This is a genomic window from Serratia sp. CC22-02, from assembly GCF_900182895.1.
GTDB classification, from domain to species: Bacteria; Pseudomonadota; Gammaproteobacteria; order Enterobacterales; family Enterobacteriaceae; genus Serratia; species Serratia nevei.
Genome location: NZ_FXUD01000002.1, coordinates 12,458 through 27,229 on the forward strand (window position 1 = coordinate 12,458; position 14,772 = coordinate 27,229).

16 protein-coding genes are annotated in these 14,772 nt (G+C 61.8%); 13 read left to right on the plus strand and 3 right to left on the minus strand.

The window, feature by feature from the left end; all coding sequences use genetic code 11:
- The first annotated feature begins 37 nt into the window (after positions 1-37).
- Complete coding sequence (locus tag QOL81_RS06800) at positions 38-1,282, plus strand: pyridoxal-phosphate-dependent aminotransferase family protein (protein WP_283439750.1); 1,245 nt, start codon at positions 38-40, stop codon at positions 1,280-1,282.
- The gene (gene hpxK, locus QOL81_RS06805) at positions 1,279-2,532 is read left to right on the plus strand and encodes an allantoate amidohydrolase (protein ID WP_100397115.1); all 1,254 of its coding nucleotides are present in this window, start codon (positions 1,279-1,281) and stop codon (positions 2,530-2,532) included. The genes QOL81_RS06800 and hpxK overlap by 4 nt, the downstream gene beginning before the upstream one ends.
- Here hpxK and QOL81_RS06810 read toward each other — a convergent pair.
- Together QOL81_RS06810 and QOL81_RS06815 are read right to left on the minus strand one after the other, a co-directional pair.
- The gene (locus QOL81_RS06810) at positions 2,524-3,297 is read right to left on the minus strand and encodes an amidohydrolase (protein WP_197784817.1); all 774 of its coding nucleotides are present in this window, start codon (positions 3,295-3,297) and stop codon (positions 2,524-2,526) included. The two genes, hpxK and QOL81_RS06810, sit on opposite strands and share 9 nt — an antisense overlap.
- Positions 3,285-4,445 carry a pyridoxal phosphate-dependent aminotransferase gene (locus tag QOL81_RS06815; RefSeq protein ID WP_141958030.1) on the minus strand — a complete coding sequence of 387 codons (1,161 nt, stop codon included), beginning with the start codon at positions 4,443-4,445 and terminating at the stop codon, positions 3,285-3,287. Before QOL81_RS06815 ends, QOL81_RS06810 begins: the two co-directional genes overlap by 13 nt.
- Positions 4,446-4,609: 164 nt before the next feature.
- Between QOL81_RS06815 and QOL81_RS06820 the strand changes: the two genes are divergently transcribed.
- Genes QOL81_RS06820 through QOL81_RS06830 form a run of 3 tightly spaced genes read left to right on the plus strand, consistent with a single transcriptional unit; the run spans position 4,610 to position 6,449 of the window.
- Positions 4,610-5,224: a methylthioribulose 1-phosphate dehydratase gene (locus QOL81_RS06820; protein WP_038871354.1), complete on the plus strand. Its 615-nt coding sequence runs from the start codon at positions 4,610-4,612 to the stop codon at positions 5,222-5,224.
- Positions 5,221-5,910, plus strand: a complete 690-nt coding sequence (gene mtnC, locus QOL81_RS06825) for an acireductone synthase (protein ID WP_043135516.1) — start codon at positions 5,221-5,223, stop codon at positions 5,908-5,910. The genes QOL81_RS06820 and mtnC overlap by 4 nt, the downstream gene beginning before the upstream one ends.
- Positions 5,907-6,449 (plus strand): 1,2-dihydroxy-3-keto-5-methylthiopentene dioxygenase, encoded by a 543-nt coding sequence (locus QOL81_RS06830; RefSeq protein ID WP_169318072.1) that lies wholly within the window; start codon positions 5,907-5,909, stop codon positions 6,447-6,449. Before mtnC ends, QOL81_RS06830 begins: the two co-directional genes overlap by 4 nt.
- 17 nt (positions 6,450-6,466) lie before the next feature.
- Here the strand turns inward: QOL81_RS06830 and mtnA are convergent, their stop codons facing one another.
- The gene (gene mtnA / locus QOL81_RS06835) at positions 6,467-7,495 is read right to left on the minus strand and encodes an S-methyl-5-thioribose-1-phosphate isomerase (RefSeq protein WP_060425286.1); all 1,029 of its coding nucleotides are present in this window, start codon (positions 7,493-7,495) and stop codon (positions 6,467-6,469) included.
- 146 nt (positions 7,496-7,641) lie between these two features.
- On the opposite strand from mtnA, the gene mtnK reads away from it, so the two are divergent.
- The 8 genes from mtnK to QOL81_RS06875 all read left to right on the plus strand — a co-directional run bounded on the left by mtnK (position 7,642) and on the right by QOL81_RS06875 (position 14,765).
- Positions 7,642-8,841, plus strand: a complete 1,200-nt coding sequence (gene mtnK / locus QOL81_RS06840; protein ID WP_169318073.1) for an S-methyl-5-thioribose kinase — start codon at positions 7,642-7,644, stop codon at positions 8,839-8,841.
- A gap of 510 nt (positions 8,842-9,351) precedes the next feature.
- Positions 9,352-9,654: an urease subunit gamma gene (locus QOL81_RS06845; RefSeq protein ID WP_025160087.1), complete on the plus strand. Its 303-nt coding sequence runs from the start codon at positions 9,352-9,354 to the stop codon at positions 9,652-9,654.
- Positions 9,655-9,709: 55 nt separating this feature from the next.
- Positions 9,710-10,156: an urease subunit beta gene (locus tag QOL81_RS06850; protein WP_087763216.1), complete on the plus strand. Its 447-nt coding sequence runs from the start codon at positions 9,710-9,712 to the stop codon at positions 10,154-10,156.
- Positions 10,157-10,159: 3 nt separating this feature from the next.
- A complete protein-coding gene (locus QOL81_RS06855) occupies positions 10,160-11,875 on the plus strand; it encodes an urease subunit alpha (protein ID WP_064290444.1) in 1,716 nt (571 codons plus the stop codon).
- A gap of 12 nt (positions 11,876-11,887) precedes the next feature.
- Positions 11,888-12,484 (plus strand): urease accessory protein UreE, encoded by a 597-nt coding sequence (locus tag QOL81_RS06860; protein ID WP_070915461.1) that lies wholly within the window; start codon positions 11,888-11,890, stop codon positions 12,482-12,484.
- On the plus strand, positions 12,481-13,167 hold the full coding sequence (locus QOL81_RS06865) for an urease accessory protein UreF (protein WP_070915463.1): 687 nt from the start codon (positions 12,481-12,483) through the stop codon (positions 13,165-13,167). Before QOL81_RS06860 ends, QOL81_RS06865 begins: the two co-directional genes overlap by 4 nt.
- Positions 13,168-13,185: 18 nt before the next feature.
- Positions 13,186-13,821: an urease accessory protein UreG gene (gene ureG, locus QOL81_RS06870; protein WP_019454316.1), complete on the plus strand. Its 636-nt coding sequence runs from the start codon at positions 13,186-13,188 to the stop codon at positions 13,819-13,821.
- Positions 13,818-14,765 carry an urease accessory protein UreD gene (locus QOL81_RS06875; protein ID WP_049202286.1) on the plus strand — a complete coding sequence of 316 codons (948 nt, stop codon included), beginning with the start codon at positions 13,818-13,820 and terminating at the stop codon, positions 14,763-14,765. Before ureG ends, QOL81_RS06875 begins: the two co-directional genes overlap by 4 nt.
- The last annotated feature ends 7 nt before the right edge of the window (positions 14,766-14,772 follow it).

Consider the following 14,772-nt stretch of genomic DNA (forward strand, 5'->3'; position numbering starts at 1 on the left):
ATAACTCAATAACTTACTAAGCTGACAGGGAATGAACATGTTGGATATTTCGCAATTCGATCAGATTAACCCGCCGGCGCGCCTGCTGATGGGGCCGGGGCCGATCAACGCCGATCCGCGCGTGCTGCGCGCCATGTCGAGTCAGCTGATCGGCCAGTACGATCCGGCGATGACTGGTTACATGAATCAGGTCATGGCGCTGTACCGCGCGCTGTTCCGCACCGAAAACCGCTGGACGATGCTGGTGGACGGCACCTCGCGCGCCGGCATCGAGGCACTGCTGGTTTCCGCCATTCGACCGGGCGATAAGGTGCTGGTGCCGGTCTTCGGCCGTTTCGGGCATCTGCTGTGCGAGATTGCCCGCCGCTGCCGTGCCGAGGTACACACGATCGAGGTACCGTGGGGTGAAGTGTTCAGCGCCGATCGCATCGAAGACGCGATTAAGCGAGTGCGCCCGCGCCTGCTGCTGACGGTGCAGGGCGACACGTCCACCACCATGCTGCAGCCGCTGCATGAGCTGGGCGATATCTGTCGTCGCCACGGCGTGCTGTTCTATACCGACGCGACGGCTTCCTTCGGCGGTAACCCGCTGGAGACCGATGCCTGGGGGCTGGATGCGGTCTCCGCCGGGCTGCAGAAGTGCCTGGGTGGCCCCTCCGGCAGCTCGCCGGTCACTCTCAGCCCGCAGTTTGAAGAGATTGTGCGCCGCCGTAAATGCGTGGAGGAGGGGATCCGCACCGCCGAGCACGCCGATGGCGACGACGAGATGATCTACTCCAACTATTTCGACATCGGCATGATCATGGATTATTGGGGGCCGGAGCGCCTCAATCACCATACCGAAGCTACCAGCATGCTGTTCGCGGCGCGGGAATGCGCGCGGGTGATCCTCGAAGAAGGGCTGGATCACGCCATCGCCCGCCACCGGCTGCAGGGCGCGGCGATGCTGGCGGGCATCCGGGGCATGGGGCTGGCAGTGTTCGGCGATCTTGAGCACCGCATGAACAACGTGCTTGGCGTGATGATCCCGCCGCAGGTACAGGGTGAACAGGTGCGGCAGATGATGCTGAACGACTTTGGCATTGAAATCGGCACCTCGTTTGGCCCGCTGCAGGGCAAGATCTGGCGCATTGGCACCATGGGTTACAACGCGCGCAAAGATTGCGTGCTGCAAACCCTGGCGGCGCTGGAGGCGGTGCTGAACCGCCTCGGTTTCGCCAGCAAGCAGGGCGAGGCGTTGCAGGCCGCCTGGAACGTTTATGACACAGGCAAGCGTGGATGACGCCGCTGGAGGCACAGCAGGCCGCCGCACGGGTGATGGCGCGCTGTGACGAGCTGGCGGCGATCAGCGCAGAGCCCGATCGGCTGACGCGTCTTTATCTCTCCGCCGAACATCGGCGCGCCAATCACCGAGTCGGGGAGTGGATGCGTGAGAGCGGCATGCAGGTTTGGCAGGACAGCGTCGGCAATATCTGCGGCCGCTATGAAGGGCACACGCCCGGCGCCCCCGCGCTGCTGCTCGGTTCGCATTTGGACACGGTGCGTAACGCCGGGCGCTATGACGGCATGCTCGGCGTGCTCACGGCGCTGGAAACGGTGGCGCACTATCACCGCCAGGGGCATCGATTACCGCTGGCGCTGGAGGTGATCGGCTTTGCCGACGAGGAGGGCGCGCGCTTTGGCGTCACGCTGCTCGGCAGCCGCGGCCTGACCGGCCAGTGGCCCGCAGAGTGGCTGGCGCGCACCGACGCCGACGGCGTGAGCATAGCGCAGGCGATGCGCGACTTTGGGCTGGATCCGGCGGCGATCGCGCAGGCGCATCGCGCACCAAACGAAATTCGCGCCTATCTCGAATTACATATCGAACAGGGCCCATGTCTGGAGGCGGCCGATTTGGCGCTGGGCGTGGTGACGGCGATCAATGGCGCGCGCCGGCTTAACTGCACTTTCAGCGGCGAGGCGGGCCACGCTGGCACGGTGCCGATGGGGCAGCGCAAAGATGCGCTGGCGGCCGCAGCAGAATGGATCACGGCGGTCGAAACGCTGACCTGCGCCGCCGATTCGCCACTGGTGGCCACCGTCGGCTGCATCGAGAGTCTGCCGGGCGCGGTCAATGTGATCCCCGGTGAGGTGAAATTGACGCTCGATGTGCGCGGCCCGCAGGATGCGCCGCTGGCGGCGCTATTGACGGCGTTGCTGGCGCAGGCGCAGGCGATCTGCGCGCGGCGTGGAATGCGCTTCGCCAGCGAGGCGTTTTATTGCATCGATGCCACCGCCTGCGACGTGGACCTGCAGCGCCGCTGGCAGGCGGCTGTCGCACAAGTGCAGGGCCGTAGCCTGGCGTTGCCGAGCGGCGCTGGGCATGACGCCATCGCCGTGGCGGCGCAATGGCCGGTCGGCATGCTGTTCGTGCGTTGCGCCGGCGGCGTCAGCCATCATCCGGACGAAGCGGTGCGGCAGGCGGACGTGGCGCTGGCGATCCAGGCCTATTGCCTGATGATCGCCGGCTGGGAGAAGGAGGAATCAGTCTAAACGCAGAAAGCTGTCGGCATCGCGCCAGGCCGGGAAGGCGCTGCGGTAACTCTGCAGGGTTTCCAGCGACAGCTCGGCGTCCAGCCGCGTGGCCGCGCAGGGCTCCGCATTCGCCAGGATCTCGCCCTGAGGGCTGATGATTAAGCTGTCTCCGCTGTAGCTCAGGCCGTTGGGATCTTCGCCCACCCGGTTGCAGCCCGCCACGTACACCTGGTTTTCAATCGCCCGCGCCGCCAGCAGCGTTTGCCAATGGTTGCTGCGCGGCGCCGGCCAGTTGGCGACGTACAGCGCCAGATCGTAATCCTGCTGATAGCGCGCCCAGACCGGGAAACGCAGGTCGTAGCAGATCTGCGGCAGGATGCGCCAGCCGCGCCATTCGAAGATTTCACGCCGGTTGCCGGCTTGGTAGTGCAGATGTTCGCCGGCCATGCGGAACAGGTGGCGTTTGTCATAGGCGTGCACCTGGCCGCCCGGCTCGACCAGCAGGAAGCGGTTGACCGCACCTTCGTCAGTTTTCAGCGCCACGCTGCCGCCGATTAACGCGTGGCTTTTCACCGCCCAACCGTGCAGCCAGTCGATCACCTGCTGTTCGGGCAGGGCGCTCTCGCCGGCATCCATGGCGAAACCGGTGGTGAACATCTCCGGCAAGACGATGAGATCTCGGCCAACGATCGGCGCCAGCAACGCATCGAAAGCCGCCAGGTTGGCGGGGCCGTCGCGCCAGACCAGCGGTTGCTGCAACAGGGTAATTTTTAAAGTCGACATAACCGCTCCGCAGCTGCATCCAGCGTGGCGTCCTGTTTAGCGAAGCACAGCCGGATCAATTTATGGGGGAAAGGATCGGCGCAGAAGACCGACAGCGGAATGGCCGCCACGCCCACGTGCTCGGTTAACCAATGGCAGAATGCCACATCGTCCAGATCGGAGATGGCGCTGTAGTCCGCCAGCAAGAAGTATGTACCCGCGCAGGGTAAAATTTCCAGTCGGCTGCTCGTCAGCGCCTGCACAAAGCGGTCGCGTTTGGCGCGATAGAACGCCGGCAGCTGTCGCCAGTGCTCCGGCTCGGCGCGCAGGCTATCCGCCAGCGCCAGCTGGGCCGGGGTATTGACCGAAAAGGTCAGGTATTGATGCACTTTGCGCACCTCGGCGCTCAGCGCGGCGGGTGCCACGCAATAGCCCACTTTCCAGCCGGTCATGTGGAAGGTTTTGCCGAAAGAGGACACCGCGATCGCGCGTTGGCGCAGCTGCGGGTGGGCCAGCACGCTGGCGTGCCCGCCTTTGGCGAAGCAGATGTGTTCGTAAACCTCGTCGCTGAGCACGTAGATTTCGCGTTCGGCGATAGCGTGCCACAGCTGCTGCATGTCTTCCGCCTGCCAGGCGGTGGCGGACGGGTTGTGCGGCGTGTTGACGATCACCAGGCGGGTGCGTGGCGACAGCGCGGCGGCGAACCCTGGCCAATCCACGGCAAACGCGGGCGGCTGCAGGGCGATGCGTTTGAGTATGCCGCCGGCCAACGTGACCGCCGGCGCATAGCTGTCATAGCTGGGATCGAAGCAGACCACTTCGTCGCCGGGGCGCACCAGCGCACTGATGGCGGCGAACAGCGCTTCGGTGGCGCCGGCGGTGACGGTCACTTCGGCGGTGGCGTCCGGTTGCCAGCCATACAGCTCGGCGGTTTTGTCGGCGATGGCTTCGCGCAGCGGCGCCACGCCGGTCATTGGCGCATACTGGTTGGCGCCCTGGGCGACGTGCCAGGCCAGACGTTCTTTCAGGTAGTCCGGGCCGTCGAAATCGGGGAAGCCCTGCGACAGGTTGATCGCCTGATGCTGCTGCGCCAGCGCGCTCATCTGGGTAAAGATGGTGGTGCCCAGGGCAGGCAGTTTACTTTCGGGAATCAATGCGGAAGTGCTCATAGCAGGTGAATACTCCAGGCGCTTATATTGCCGTCAATATAACACGATGCTAGTATTTGGCAATCAAGACGCTTAGATGGCTAAATGCGAAAAAGTGCTTAGCCCGCCACGCGGCAGGCAACGTTTCATCTGCCGACCGCCTTACCGAACGGGAAACGATAATAATGACGGAGAATCCGCAACTTACCGCATTGCTGGCGGCCTGCCACTGGATTGGCGACAAAGGCTGGTGCCCGGCGACCGGCGGCAACATGTCGCTGCGCCTGGACGAACGTCAGTGCCTGGTCACCGAGTCCGGCAAAGACAAGGGTAGCCTCAGCGCCACCGATTTTCTGCGGGTGGATATCGCCGACAATCATGTGCCGAGCGGCCGCACGCCATCGGCGGAGACTGGGCTGCATACGCTGCTCTACCGCCTGTCTGCGCACATCGGCGCGGTGCTGCATACCCATTCCGTCAACGCTACCGTCCTGTCGCGGGTGGAGCGCGGCGATGCGCTGGTGCTGCAGGGGTACGAAATGCAGAAGTCGCTGGCGGGCCAGCGCAGCCACCTGGACAGCGTGGCGATCCCTATTTTCGACAACGATCAGGATATCCCCCGGCTGGCGGCGCGCGTGGCGGCCTATGCCGAGGCCACGCCGCTGCAATACGGCTTTCTGGTACGCGGCCACGGCCTGTATTGCTGGGGGAGCCAGGTGGCGGAAGCCCGCCGCCATCTCGAAGGGCTGGAATTCCTGTTCCAGTGTGAACTGCAACGCCGCTTACTGGAGGCGAAATGATCCGCGCTATCGTGACCGATATTGAAGGTACCACCAGCGATATTCGCTTTGTGCATCAGGTACTGTTTCCTTACGCCCGCGAACGGCTGGCGGATTTTGTGCGCCGCCATGCCGCTGAGAGCGAAGTCGCCGCGCCGCTGGCGGCGCTGCGCGCTGAAATTGACCAGCCGCAGGCAGATCTTGACGCGCTGATCGCCGCCCTATACCGCTTTATGGATGAAGACCGTAAATCTACCGCGCTCAAGGCGTTGCAGGGCATCATCTGGCGCAGCGGTTACCGCGAAGGGGACTTCCGCGGGCATCTTTATCCGGAGGTCGCCGGGCAGTTGGCCGCCTGGCAGCGGCAGGGGGTGAAGCTTTATGTCTATTCCTCCGGTTCGGTGGAAGCGCAGAAACTGCTGTTCGGCCACAGCGATGCGGGCGATCTGCAGCCGCTGTTCAGCGGCTATTTCGATACGCACGTCGGCGCCAAGCGTGAAACCGCGTCGTACCGCAATATCGCGCAGGCTATCGGCATCGCGCCCGACGAACTGCTGTTTTTGTCCGACATCCACCAGGAGCTGGATGCGGCGCAGGCCGCCGGCTGGCATACCTGCCAGCTGATCCGCGATGAGGCGGACGAGCAGAGCCGGCATCCGCAGGTTAACCGTTTTGATCGTATCGATTTAGGGGAGTTCGTCTCATGAGTGGATTGACCATTTTCAGCGATACAGCGCCGCAGCAGCCGCTGTGGCAGAGCCGCGACGCGCAGGAAATCCAGCGCCAGCTGGCGCAGATCGGCGTGCGCTTTGAGCGTTGGCAGGCGGATCGCGAGTTGGGCGACAACCCGCAGCCGGAGGCGGTGATCGCCGCCTACCAGCATGAGATCGACCGGCTGGTGGCGGAAAAGGGCTACCAGAGTTGGGACGTGATCAGCATGCGGCCGGACCACGAGCAGCGTCAGGCGCTGCGTGAAAAATTCCTGTCCGAACATACGCACGGCGAAGATGAAGTACGCTTTTTCGTCGAAGGAGCAGGGCTGTTTTGCCTGCATCTGGACGGCAAGATCTTCCAGATCCTGTGCGAAAAGAACGATCTGATCTCGGTGCCGGCCAACACCCGGCACTGGTTCGATATGGGATCGGCCCCGCATTTCACCGCGATCCGGGTGTTCGACAACCCGGAAGGCTGGGTGGCGCATTTCACCGGCGACACGATCGCCGATGACTATCCACGTCTGGACTGATCGTCAACCCGCGGGCGTTAACCCAACGTCCGTCGGAAGATCCCCGCTTCAACCTGCTGCGGCGTAATCACGCCGCTGTCGAATACCCATCCGCTGATGAGCTTCGCCGGCGTGACGTCGAACGCCGGATTGTAGACCGGTGCCTCGTTCGGCGCCCACTGACAGGCGCCGAAGCTGCCTGAAACGCCGGTGACTTCGGCCGCCGCGCGCTGCTCGATCGGGATAGCGGCGCCGTCCGGACAGTGCGGATCGTGGGTGGTATGCGGGGCAGCCACGTAGAATGGAATGCCATGGTAGTGCGCCAGCACCGCCAGGCTGTAAGTGCCAATCTTGTTGGCGACGTCGCCGTTGGCGGCGATGCGATCCGCGCCGACCCACACCGCATCGACCTGGCCCTGCGCCATCAGGCTGGCGGCCATCGAATCGCAGATCAGGCGATAGGGAATGCCCAGCTCGCCCAGTTCCCAGGCGGTCAGGCGGCCGCCCTGCAGCAGCGGCCGGGTTTCATCGACCCACACCTGTTGCACCTTGCCTTGCCGGTGAGCGTGCAGCAGCACGCCGATAGCGGTGCCGACGCCGGCGGTGGCCAACCCGCCGGTATTGCAGTGGGTCAGCAGGCGGCTGCCGGGCTTGACCAGCCCAGCGCCGTGATCGGCAATGCGATCGCACAATCGGCGATCTTCTTCCACCAACCGCAGCGCTTCGTTCACCATTGCCGGCACCCAATCAGGCTCCGCCAGCGCCAGCTTCATGCGATCCAGATTATTCATCAGGTTGACCGCCGTCGGGCGCGCGGCGCGCAGCGTGTGCAGCGCCTGCTCCAGCTCGGCACGCGGCAGACCGCGTTCCGCGAGCAGCGCCAACAGCAGGCTGGCAGACAGCCCGATCAGCGGCGCGCCGCGCACCCGCAGGCTGTGAATGTGCCCGACCAATTCCTCCACGCTGTCGCAGGCGCGCCACCGCTTTTCCTGCGGCAGGGCTTGCTGATCGAGGATCCAAAGGCGGTTGTCCTGCAGGGTCAAACTGGTGGTGTTAAGCGCTTGCATCGGCGGTTAATTCCTTGTTGCGTGGTTATTGCATCTGAAACGCTATTCTGCCAACATGACTTCCAGATGTATAGACGTCCAAATGCTTTTACGTCTAAATAAACAGAATCGCTGGGATCGGTGAGAGAGAATAGAGGGGTTGGGGAATGTCGCTTTATCGTACGTTTACGGCTGCCGACGCCGTTGAATACGCCCGCCAATACGGTCGGGTGTCTGAACCGCAGGCACTGGTCAGCGCCGACGAGATCGGTGACGGCAACCTGAACCTGGTGTTCAAGATCCGCGATCGCGAAGGGGTGAGCCGGGTGATCGTCAAGCAGGCGCTGCCTTACGTGCGTTGCGTGGGCGAATCCTGGCCGTTGACGCTGGATCGAGCGCGCATCGAAGCGGAAACGCTGCTGGTCCACGGCGGCTTCTGCCCGCGGCATACGGTAAAAGTCTTGTATCACGATCCCGAATTGGCGGTGATGGTGCAGGAAGACCTTTCCGACCATCGCATCTGGCGCAGCGAGCTGGTGCAGGGCAACTATCACCCGCTGGCGGCCGGGCAGCTGGCGGAATACCTGGCGCAGACGCTGTTCCACACCTCCGATTTTTATCAGTCGGCGCAGCAGAAGAAGGCGGAAGTCAGCCGTTTCACCAACCCCGAACTGTGCCAGATCACTGAAGATCTGTTCTTTACCGATCCTTATATCGATCATGAGCGCAATCGCTTCGAGGCGGCGCTGTTGCCGCAGGTGCAGGCGCTGCGTGAGGATACGCCGCTGAAGCTGGCCGTCGCCGGCCTGAAACATCGCTTTCTCAGCAAGGCGGAGGCGCTGCTGCACGGGGATATTCACAGCGGTTCGATCTTCGTGGCGGAAGGACGGTTGAAAGCGATCGACGCCGAATTCGGTTTCTACGGCCCGATCGGTTTCGATATCGGTACCGCATTGGGCAATCTGCTGCTCAACTATTGCGGGCTGCCAGGGCTGTTCGGGCCGCGCGAAGCCGCCGCCGGGCGCGAGCAGCGCTTGCAGGATGTGCGCGAGCTGTGGCTGATCTTTGCCGATCGCTTCCTGGCGCTGTGCCATCAGCAAAGCCGGGATGCGGCGCTGGCGACGCCGGGTTACGCCGAGCAGTTCCTGCAACAGGTCTGGGCCGATGCGGTCGGGTACTGCGGTACCGAACTGATTCGGCGCACCATCGGCCTGGCGCACGTCGCCGATCTGGACAGCATCGCCGACGCCGACATGCGCCTCGACTGCCAGCGGCATGCGCTGGGACTGGGGCGAACGCTGATCGTCAATGCGCCGCAGATCGAGCATATTGACGCGCTGTTGGCGCGCATTCGTCAGCAAGGCTGAATAACTCGGCAATGAGGCAAACCCGGCTGCGGCCGGGTTTTTTATTTTTAAGAACTTATTGGTATCAGCAATAGAATAGATAAATTGTTTTTAACTAAAAATGTATTTTTGCTCGTGTCTTATTTGTAAATTTAATTATATTTTCTGACCGTTGGTTACATGTGTTTAATATTGGTGGTTTGGTGCCTGAGGAGGGTATTTTTCTGGGTTTTATTGAGGTGGTGAAAACAAAGCCGGGCGGGCTGTGCTTTTTTTGATCGTTTTATTGTGGAAACAGAAAGAGAAAAAAAGAAATTTTATCGATAAAAACTATCATGTCACCGTTACTTTTTTATGGCGTGGGATAACTCATGCTCTAACGTGAATAAAGTTGTGGGTTGATCATCTCAATATTACCTCCTAGATTGTTCGAGGGTCAGATAAACGCAAATAAATAACGCAAGGTTATTAACTATTAATCACCTTTGGCCTCGTTTTGTCTGATTATTCCTATCGAGATCGGAGTGCCCCATGCAATTAACGCCAAGAGAAATTGAAAAGTTGATGGTCTATACCCTGGCCGACGTCGCATTAAAGCGAAAGTCCAGAGGGATAAAGCTGAATTACCCCGAGGCGGTGGCGATTATTACCACCGCAGCGCTGGAAGGCGCCCGCGAGGGAAAAACGCTGGAAGAAGTCATGAACGACACGCGGCAGGTATTGAGCCGCGATGACGTGATGGACGGCGTGGCGGATCTGATCCCGCACGTGCAGGTCGAAGCGATATTCAGCGACGGCAGCCGCCTGGTGACGGTGCACGATCCGATTCAGTAAGTGCGGTTTGCGTTCCTGATTGCCACGGATAAACCTTATCAGCACAGGTATTTCGATGAAAAAGCATGACCCAGAAAAGCACGTGCCGCCCGGCGGCTATATCCTGTCCGAAACCCCCATTACCTTCAATGAAGATCGCGAAAGCCTTATTTTAACGGTGCGTAACACCGGCGACAGGCCTATTCAGGTCGGTTCGCATTTTCATTTCTTTGAGGCCAACAAAGCCTTGCAATTCGATCGCGCTGCCGCCTTTGGCAAGCGTTTGAATATCACTGCCACGACGGCGATCCGTTTTGAACCCGGTGACGAGATTGAGGTGGCGCTTATTGCCATCGGCGGCAAACAAACGGTCTACGGTTTTAATAATCTGGTGGACGGTTGGGCGGGGGACAGCCCGGTTGCGGCCGGTGAAAGAGTAAAGAAAACGATAGATGTAAAGCGAGCTATTGAGCTGGGTTATAAAAACCTCGATCAGGCGCCGACGAAAACGAGCGAGGAATAACGCATGCCAACTCTCTCCAGGCAAGAATATGCCGGGCTGTTCGGCCCAACCACCGGCGATAAAATTCGTTTGGGCGATACGCAACTGTTTATTGAAATAGAGAAAGACCTGCGCGGCTACGGCGAGGAATCGGTCTACGGCGGCGGCAAGTCGCTGCGTGACGGCATGGGCGCCGACAACCGATTAACCAGCGATAACGTGCTGGATCTGGTGATTACCAACGTAACGATTTTGGACGCCCGGCAAGGGGTGATCAAGGCGGACGTCGGCATCAAAAACGGCCTGATCGCCGGCATCGGCAAAAGCGGCAACCCGGCGATGATGAACGGCGTCACGCCCGGGATGGTGGTGGGCGTCAGCACCGACGCTATCTCGGGCGAGCACCTGATCCTGACCGCCGCCGGCATCGATACGCATATCCACTTCATTTCGCCGCAGCAGGCGGCGCATGCGCTTTCCAACGGCGTGACGACGTTCTTCGGCGGTGGCGTCGGGCCGACCGACGGCTCCAACGGCACCACCGTGACCGCCGGGCCCTGGCATATCCACCGCATGCTGCGCGCCTTCGAGACTATGCCGGTCAACGTGGGGATGCTCGGCAAGGGGCACGCTTCGCACGCTGCGCCGCTGGTCGAACAAATCGCCGCCGGCGTGGCGGGGCTGAAAGTGCATGAGGACTGGGGCGCCACCAACTCCGCGCTGCGCCACGCGTTGCGCGTGGCCGACGACATGGATATTCAGGTGGCGGTGCACACCGACAGCCTGAATGAAGGCGGCTACGTCGAGGACACCATCGACGCCTTTGAAGGGCGCACCATCCACACCTTCCACACCGAAGGCGCCGGCGGCGGGCACTCGCCGGATATCATCAAGGTTGCCGCGCAGATGAACGTGTTGCCGAGCTCCACCAACCCCACGCTGCCGTTCGGCATCAACAGCCAGGCCGAATTGTTCGACATGATCATGGTGTGCCACAACCTCAATCCCAATGTGCCGGCCGACGTGGCGTTTTCCGAAAGCCGGGTGCGGCCGGAAACCATCGCGGCGGAAAACGTGCTGCACGACATGGGCGTGCTGTCGATGTTTTCCAGCGATTCCCAGGCGATGGGGCGGGTCGGCGAAAACTGGTTGCGGGTGATGCAGACGGCACATGCGATGAAAGTCGCGCGCGGCAAGCTGCCGGAAGACGCGGCGGAGCATGACAACTTCCGCGTGTTGCGCTACGTGGCGAAGATCACCATCAACCCGGCGATTGCGCAGGGCATCAGCCACGTGCTGGGTTCGGTCGAGGTCGGCAAGATGGCCGATCTGGTGCTGTGGGAGCCGCGCTTCTTCGGCGCCAAGCCGAAGCTGGTGATCAAGGGAGGGATGATCAACTGGGCGGTGATGGGCGATCCCAACGCGTCGTTGCCGACGCCGCAGCCCACGTTCTACCGCCCGATGTTCGGCGCCATGGGCAAATCGTTGCAGGAAACCTGCGTCACTTTCGTCTCCGGCGCCGCGTTGCACGACGGCATCAAAGAGAAACTGGGGCTGGAGCGGCAGGTGATGGCGGTGCATAACTGCCGGGCGATCTCCAAGCAGGACATGGTGCGCAATGCGGAAACGCCGCACATCGAGGTGGATCCCGAAACCTTCGCGGTCAAGGTCAACGGCGAACACGCCACGGTGAAGCCCATCTCCACCGCCGTGCTTAATCAACGCTATTTCTTCAGCTAGGAACCGCCGCTCATGATCGTGATTGAAAAGATACTCGGCAATATCAAACGGGATGCCGACTGGCGCGAACGCTTGCAACACGCCTCGCTGGACGTGCTGGCGCTTTCGCAGTGGGAGGCGCAGAAAAGCCGCTGTCGCAAGACGACCCGCGACGGCCAGGATCTCGGCATCTCCCTCGATCGTCATCAGGTGCTGGCCGACGGCGACGTGTTGCTTTGGAACGAAGCGAACCGCAGCGCGGTGGTGGTGCAGATGAACCTGCGCGACGTGATGGTCATCCATCTTGAGTCGTTGCTGGCGACCGATATGGCGACGGTGCTGAAGACCGCGTTCGAACTGGGGCATGCGCTGGGCAATCAGCACTGGAAATCGGTCATCAAAGGGAATCGCATCTTTATTCCGCTGACGGTGGCGACCAAGGTGATGGATTCGGTGATGAAAACCCACGGTTTCCACGCGTTGCCTTATTCGTTCGTAAAGGGCGAAACCATTTTGCCGCATTTGACCCAGCCCGAAGCGCGCTTGCTGTTCGGCGGCGCGGAGGATTCCGCCACCCATGTGCATGTCGACAGCCCCTTCCTCGGCCAGCATGTGATCAAACTGAAATGAACGCCGTCCAGTTGATTCGCATCCTGCAGTTTGCCGATTCGGTGCTGCCGGTGGGGGCGTTCGCCTTTTCCAACGGCGTCGAGTCGGCGATCCAGGCCGGCATCGTGCGCGATGCCGACACGCTGCAGTCGTTCACCCGCACCGCCTTGCAACAGGCGGCGGGCGGCGACGGCCGAGCGGTGACGGCGGCCTGCCGGGCGCTGCAGGCCGGCAATCGCGAGGCGGCGATGGGCCACGACTGGGCACTGTTCAACCGCAAGCTGAACGAAGAGGGCCGCAACATGGTGGTGCGGATGGGAAAAAAGCTGGCGGAAATGGCGGCGGCCATCTGCGACGAACCTCAGGTGGTCTGGTGGCTTGAGCAGATCAAAACCGGCCGCGCCGCCGGCACCTATCCGGTGACGCAGGCGGTGGTGATGACGGCGCTGGGCGCCGGCCCGCGCGAGGTGGCGGTGATGCATCAGTACGGCGTGGCGATGACCATTCTCAGCGCCGCCATGCGCCTGATGCGCGTCACCCATATCGACACCCAACGCATCCTGTTTCAACTCAACCGGGACATCGACGTTTTTTGTGACGAAGCCGAACGCGGCGGCGTTGAACAAATGGCCTCTTACGCGCCGGTGACCGATGTCCTGGCCGCACTGCACGTCGGCGCATTTACCCGACTGTTCAGCAACTGATAATAAGGAACGAGCAGAGTGAAGAAAATTACCCGCATCGGTATCGGCGGCCCGGTAGGCTCGGGCAAGACCGCGATCATTGAAGTCATCACGCCGCGCTTGATCGAGCGGGGCATCAGCCCGCTGATCATCACCAACGACATCGTCACCACCGAAGATGCCAAACAGGTCAAGCGCACGCTCAAGGGGATCCTGGACGAGGAGAAAATTCTGGGCGTGGAAACCGGCGCTTGCCCGCATACCGCCGTGCGGGAGGATCCGAGCATGAATATCGCGGCGGTAGAGGAGATGGAGGCCCGCTTTCCGGAAAGCGACGTGGTGATGATCGAGAGCGGCGGCGATAACCTGACGCTGACCTTCAGCCCGGCGCTGGCGGACTTTTACATCTATGTCATCGACGTCGCCGAAGGGGAAAAGATCCCGCGTAAAAACGGGCCGGGCCTGGTGCAGGCCGACATCCTGGTGATCAACAAAATCGATCTGGCCCCCTATGTCGGCGCCAGCCTGGCGGTGATGGAACACGACACCCGCGTGGTGCGCGGCGAGCGGCCTTATATTCTCACCAACTGCAAAACCGGCGAAGGCATCGACGAGCTGGTGGACATGATCATGCGTGATTTCCTGTTCACCCATGCGCCGTCGGCGGCGGTATGACGGCGGTCAGTGAAGCCGCGAGGCGCGTCGCGCAGCTTGGCGCCGATGCGCCGGAGCTGGCCGATTATCAGGATGAGCCGCCGCAAATGGCCAGCGGCGGCGTGGGCAAAACCGGCTATCTGCGGCTGGGGTTTGCGCTAAGCGGGCATCGCAGCGTGCTGCGGCAGATGGAGCGGCGCGTACCGTTTCTGGTGCAGCGGGCGCTGTATTGGGATGAAGCGCTGCCGCAGATGCCGTGCGTGTTCGTCATCTCCACCTCGGGATGCATCTTGCAGGGCGATCGCCTGACGCTCGAGGTGCAGGTCGCTCCCCAGGCCTGCGGGCATGTCACCACCCAGTCGGCGACCAAGATCCACGCCATGGAAAATAATTACGCGGCGCAGATGCAGACGCTGACGCTCGAAGAGGGCAGCTATCTGGAGATGATGCCCGATCCGGTGATCCCCCACTGCGGTTCGCGCTTCATTACCGATACCCGCATTACGCTACACCCGACGGCGACGCTGCTCTACGGCGAGATCCTGATGTCGGGGCGCAAACACCATCAGGCGGATCGCGGGTTCAGATTCGACGTGTACTCCTCGCGCATCAGCGCCTGCCGCCCCGAGGGCAAGACGCTGTTTGTCGAACGCTATGTGCTGGAGCCGCATAAACACCCGCTGAACGGGGTCGGCGTGATGGGGCCGTTCGACGTGTTCGGCAATGTGATCCTGCTGACGCCGCCCGAGCACCATCAGCGGATCCTCGATCGCATCGCGCCCCATTATGACGAGGTTGAGGGGATCGCCAGCGGCGTCAGCCGGTTGCCCAACGAGTGCGGGCTGATCTTTAAGGCCCTGGGCAAAGAGGCGCGCCAGGTGAAGGCGGCCATTCGCGTTTTCTGGCGCGTCGCCCGGGAAGAGATCCTGGGCGTGACGCTGCCGGAGCCCTTTATCTGGCGCTAATCTGCAG

Excerpts from the sequence above, each read along its gene's own strand:
- QOL81_RS06815 (WP_141958030.1), bottom strand. The coding sequence starts at position 4,445 with ATGAGCACTTCCGCATTGATTCCCGAAAGTAAACTGCCTGCCCTGGGC.
- QOL81_RS06865 (WP_070915463.1), top strand. The coding sequence starts at position 12,481 with ATGAACGCCGTCCAGTTGATTCGCATCCTGCAGTTTGCCGATTCGGTG.
- mtnA (WP_060425286.1), bottom strand. The coding sequence starts at position 7,495 with ATGCAAGCGCTTAACACCACCAGTTTGACCCTGCAGGACAACCGCCTT.
- QOL81_RS06860 (WP_070915461.1), top strand. The coding sequence starts at position 11,888 with ATGATCGTGATTGAAAAGATACTCGGCAATATCAAACGGGATGCCGAC.
- QOL81_RS06810 (WP_197784817.1), bottom strand. The coding sequence starts at position 3,297 with ATGTCGACTTTAAAAATTACCCTGTTGCAGCAACCGCTGGTCTGGCGC.
- QOL81_RS06855 (WP_064290444.1), top strand. The coding sequence starts at position 10,160 with ATGCCAACTCTCTCCAGGCAAGAATATGCCGGGCTGTTCGGCCCAACC.
- QOL81_RS06845 (WP_025160087.1), top strand. The coding sequence starts at position 9,352 with ATGCAATTAACGCCAAGAGAAATTGAAAAGTTGATGGTCTATACCCTG.
- QOL81_RS06850 (WP_087763216.1), top strand. The coding sequence starts at position 9,710 with ATGAAAAAGCATGACCCAGAAAAGCACGTGCCGCCCGGCGGCTATATC.
- mtnC (WP_043135516.1), top strand. The coding sequence starts at position 5,221 with ATGATCCGCGCTATCGTGACCGATATTGAAGGTACCACCAGCGATATT.
- QOL81_RS06830 (WP_169318072.1), top strand. The coding sequence starts at position 5,907 with ATGAGTGGATTGACCATTTTCAGCGATACAGCGCCGCAGCAGCCGCTG.
- QOL81_RS06820 (WP_038871354.1), top strand. The coding sequence starts at position 4,610 with ATGACGGAGAATCCGCAACTTACCGCATTGCTGGCGGCCTGCCACTGG.
- mtnK (WP_169318073.1), top strand. The coding sequence starts at position 7,642 with ATGTCGCTTTATCGTACGTTTACGGCTGCCGACGCCGTTGAATACGCC.
- hpxK (WP_100397115.1), top strand. The coding sequence starts at position 1,279 with ATGACGCCGCTGGAGGCACAGCAGGCCGCCGCACGGGTGATGGCGCGC.
- QOL81_RS06875 (WP_049202286.1), top strand. The coding sequence starts at position 13,818 with ATGACGGCGGTCAGTGAAGCCGCGAGGCGCGTCGCGCAGCTTGGCGCC.
- QOL81_RS06800 (WP_283439750.1), top strand. The coding sequence starts at position 38 with ATGTTGGATATTTCGCAATTCGATCAGATTAACCCGCCGGCGCGCCTG.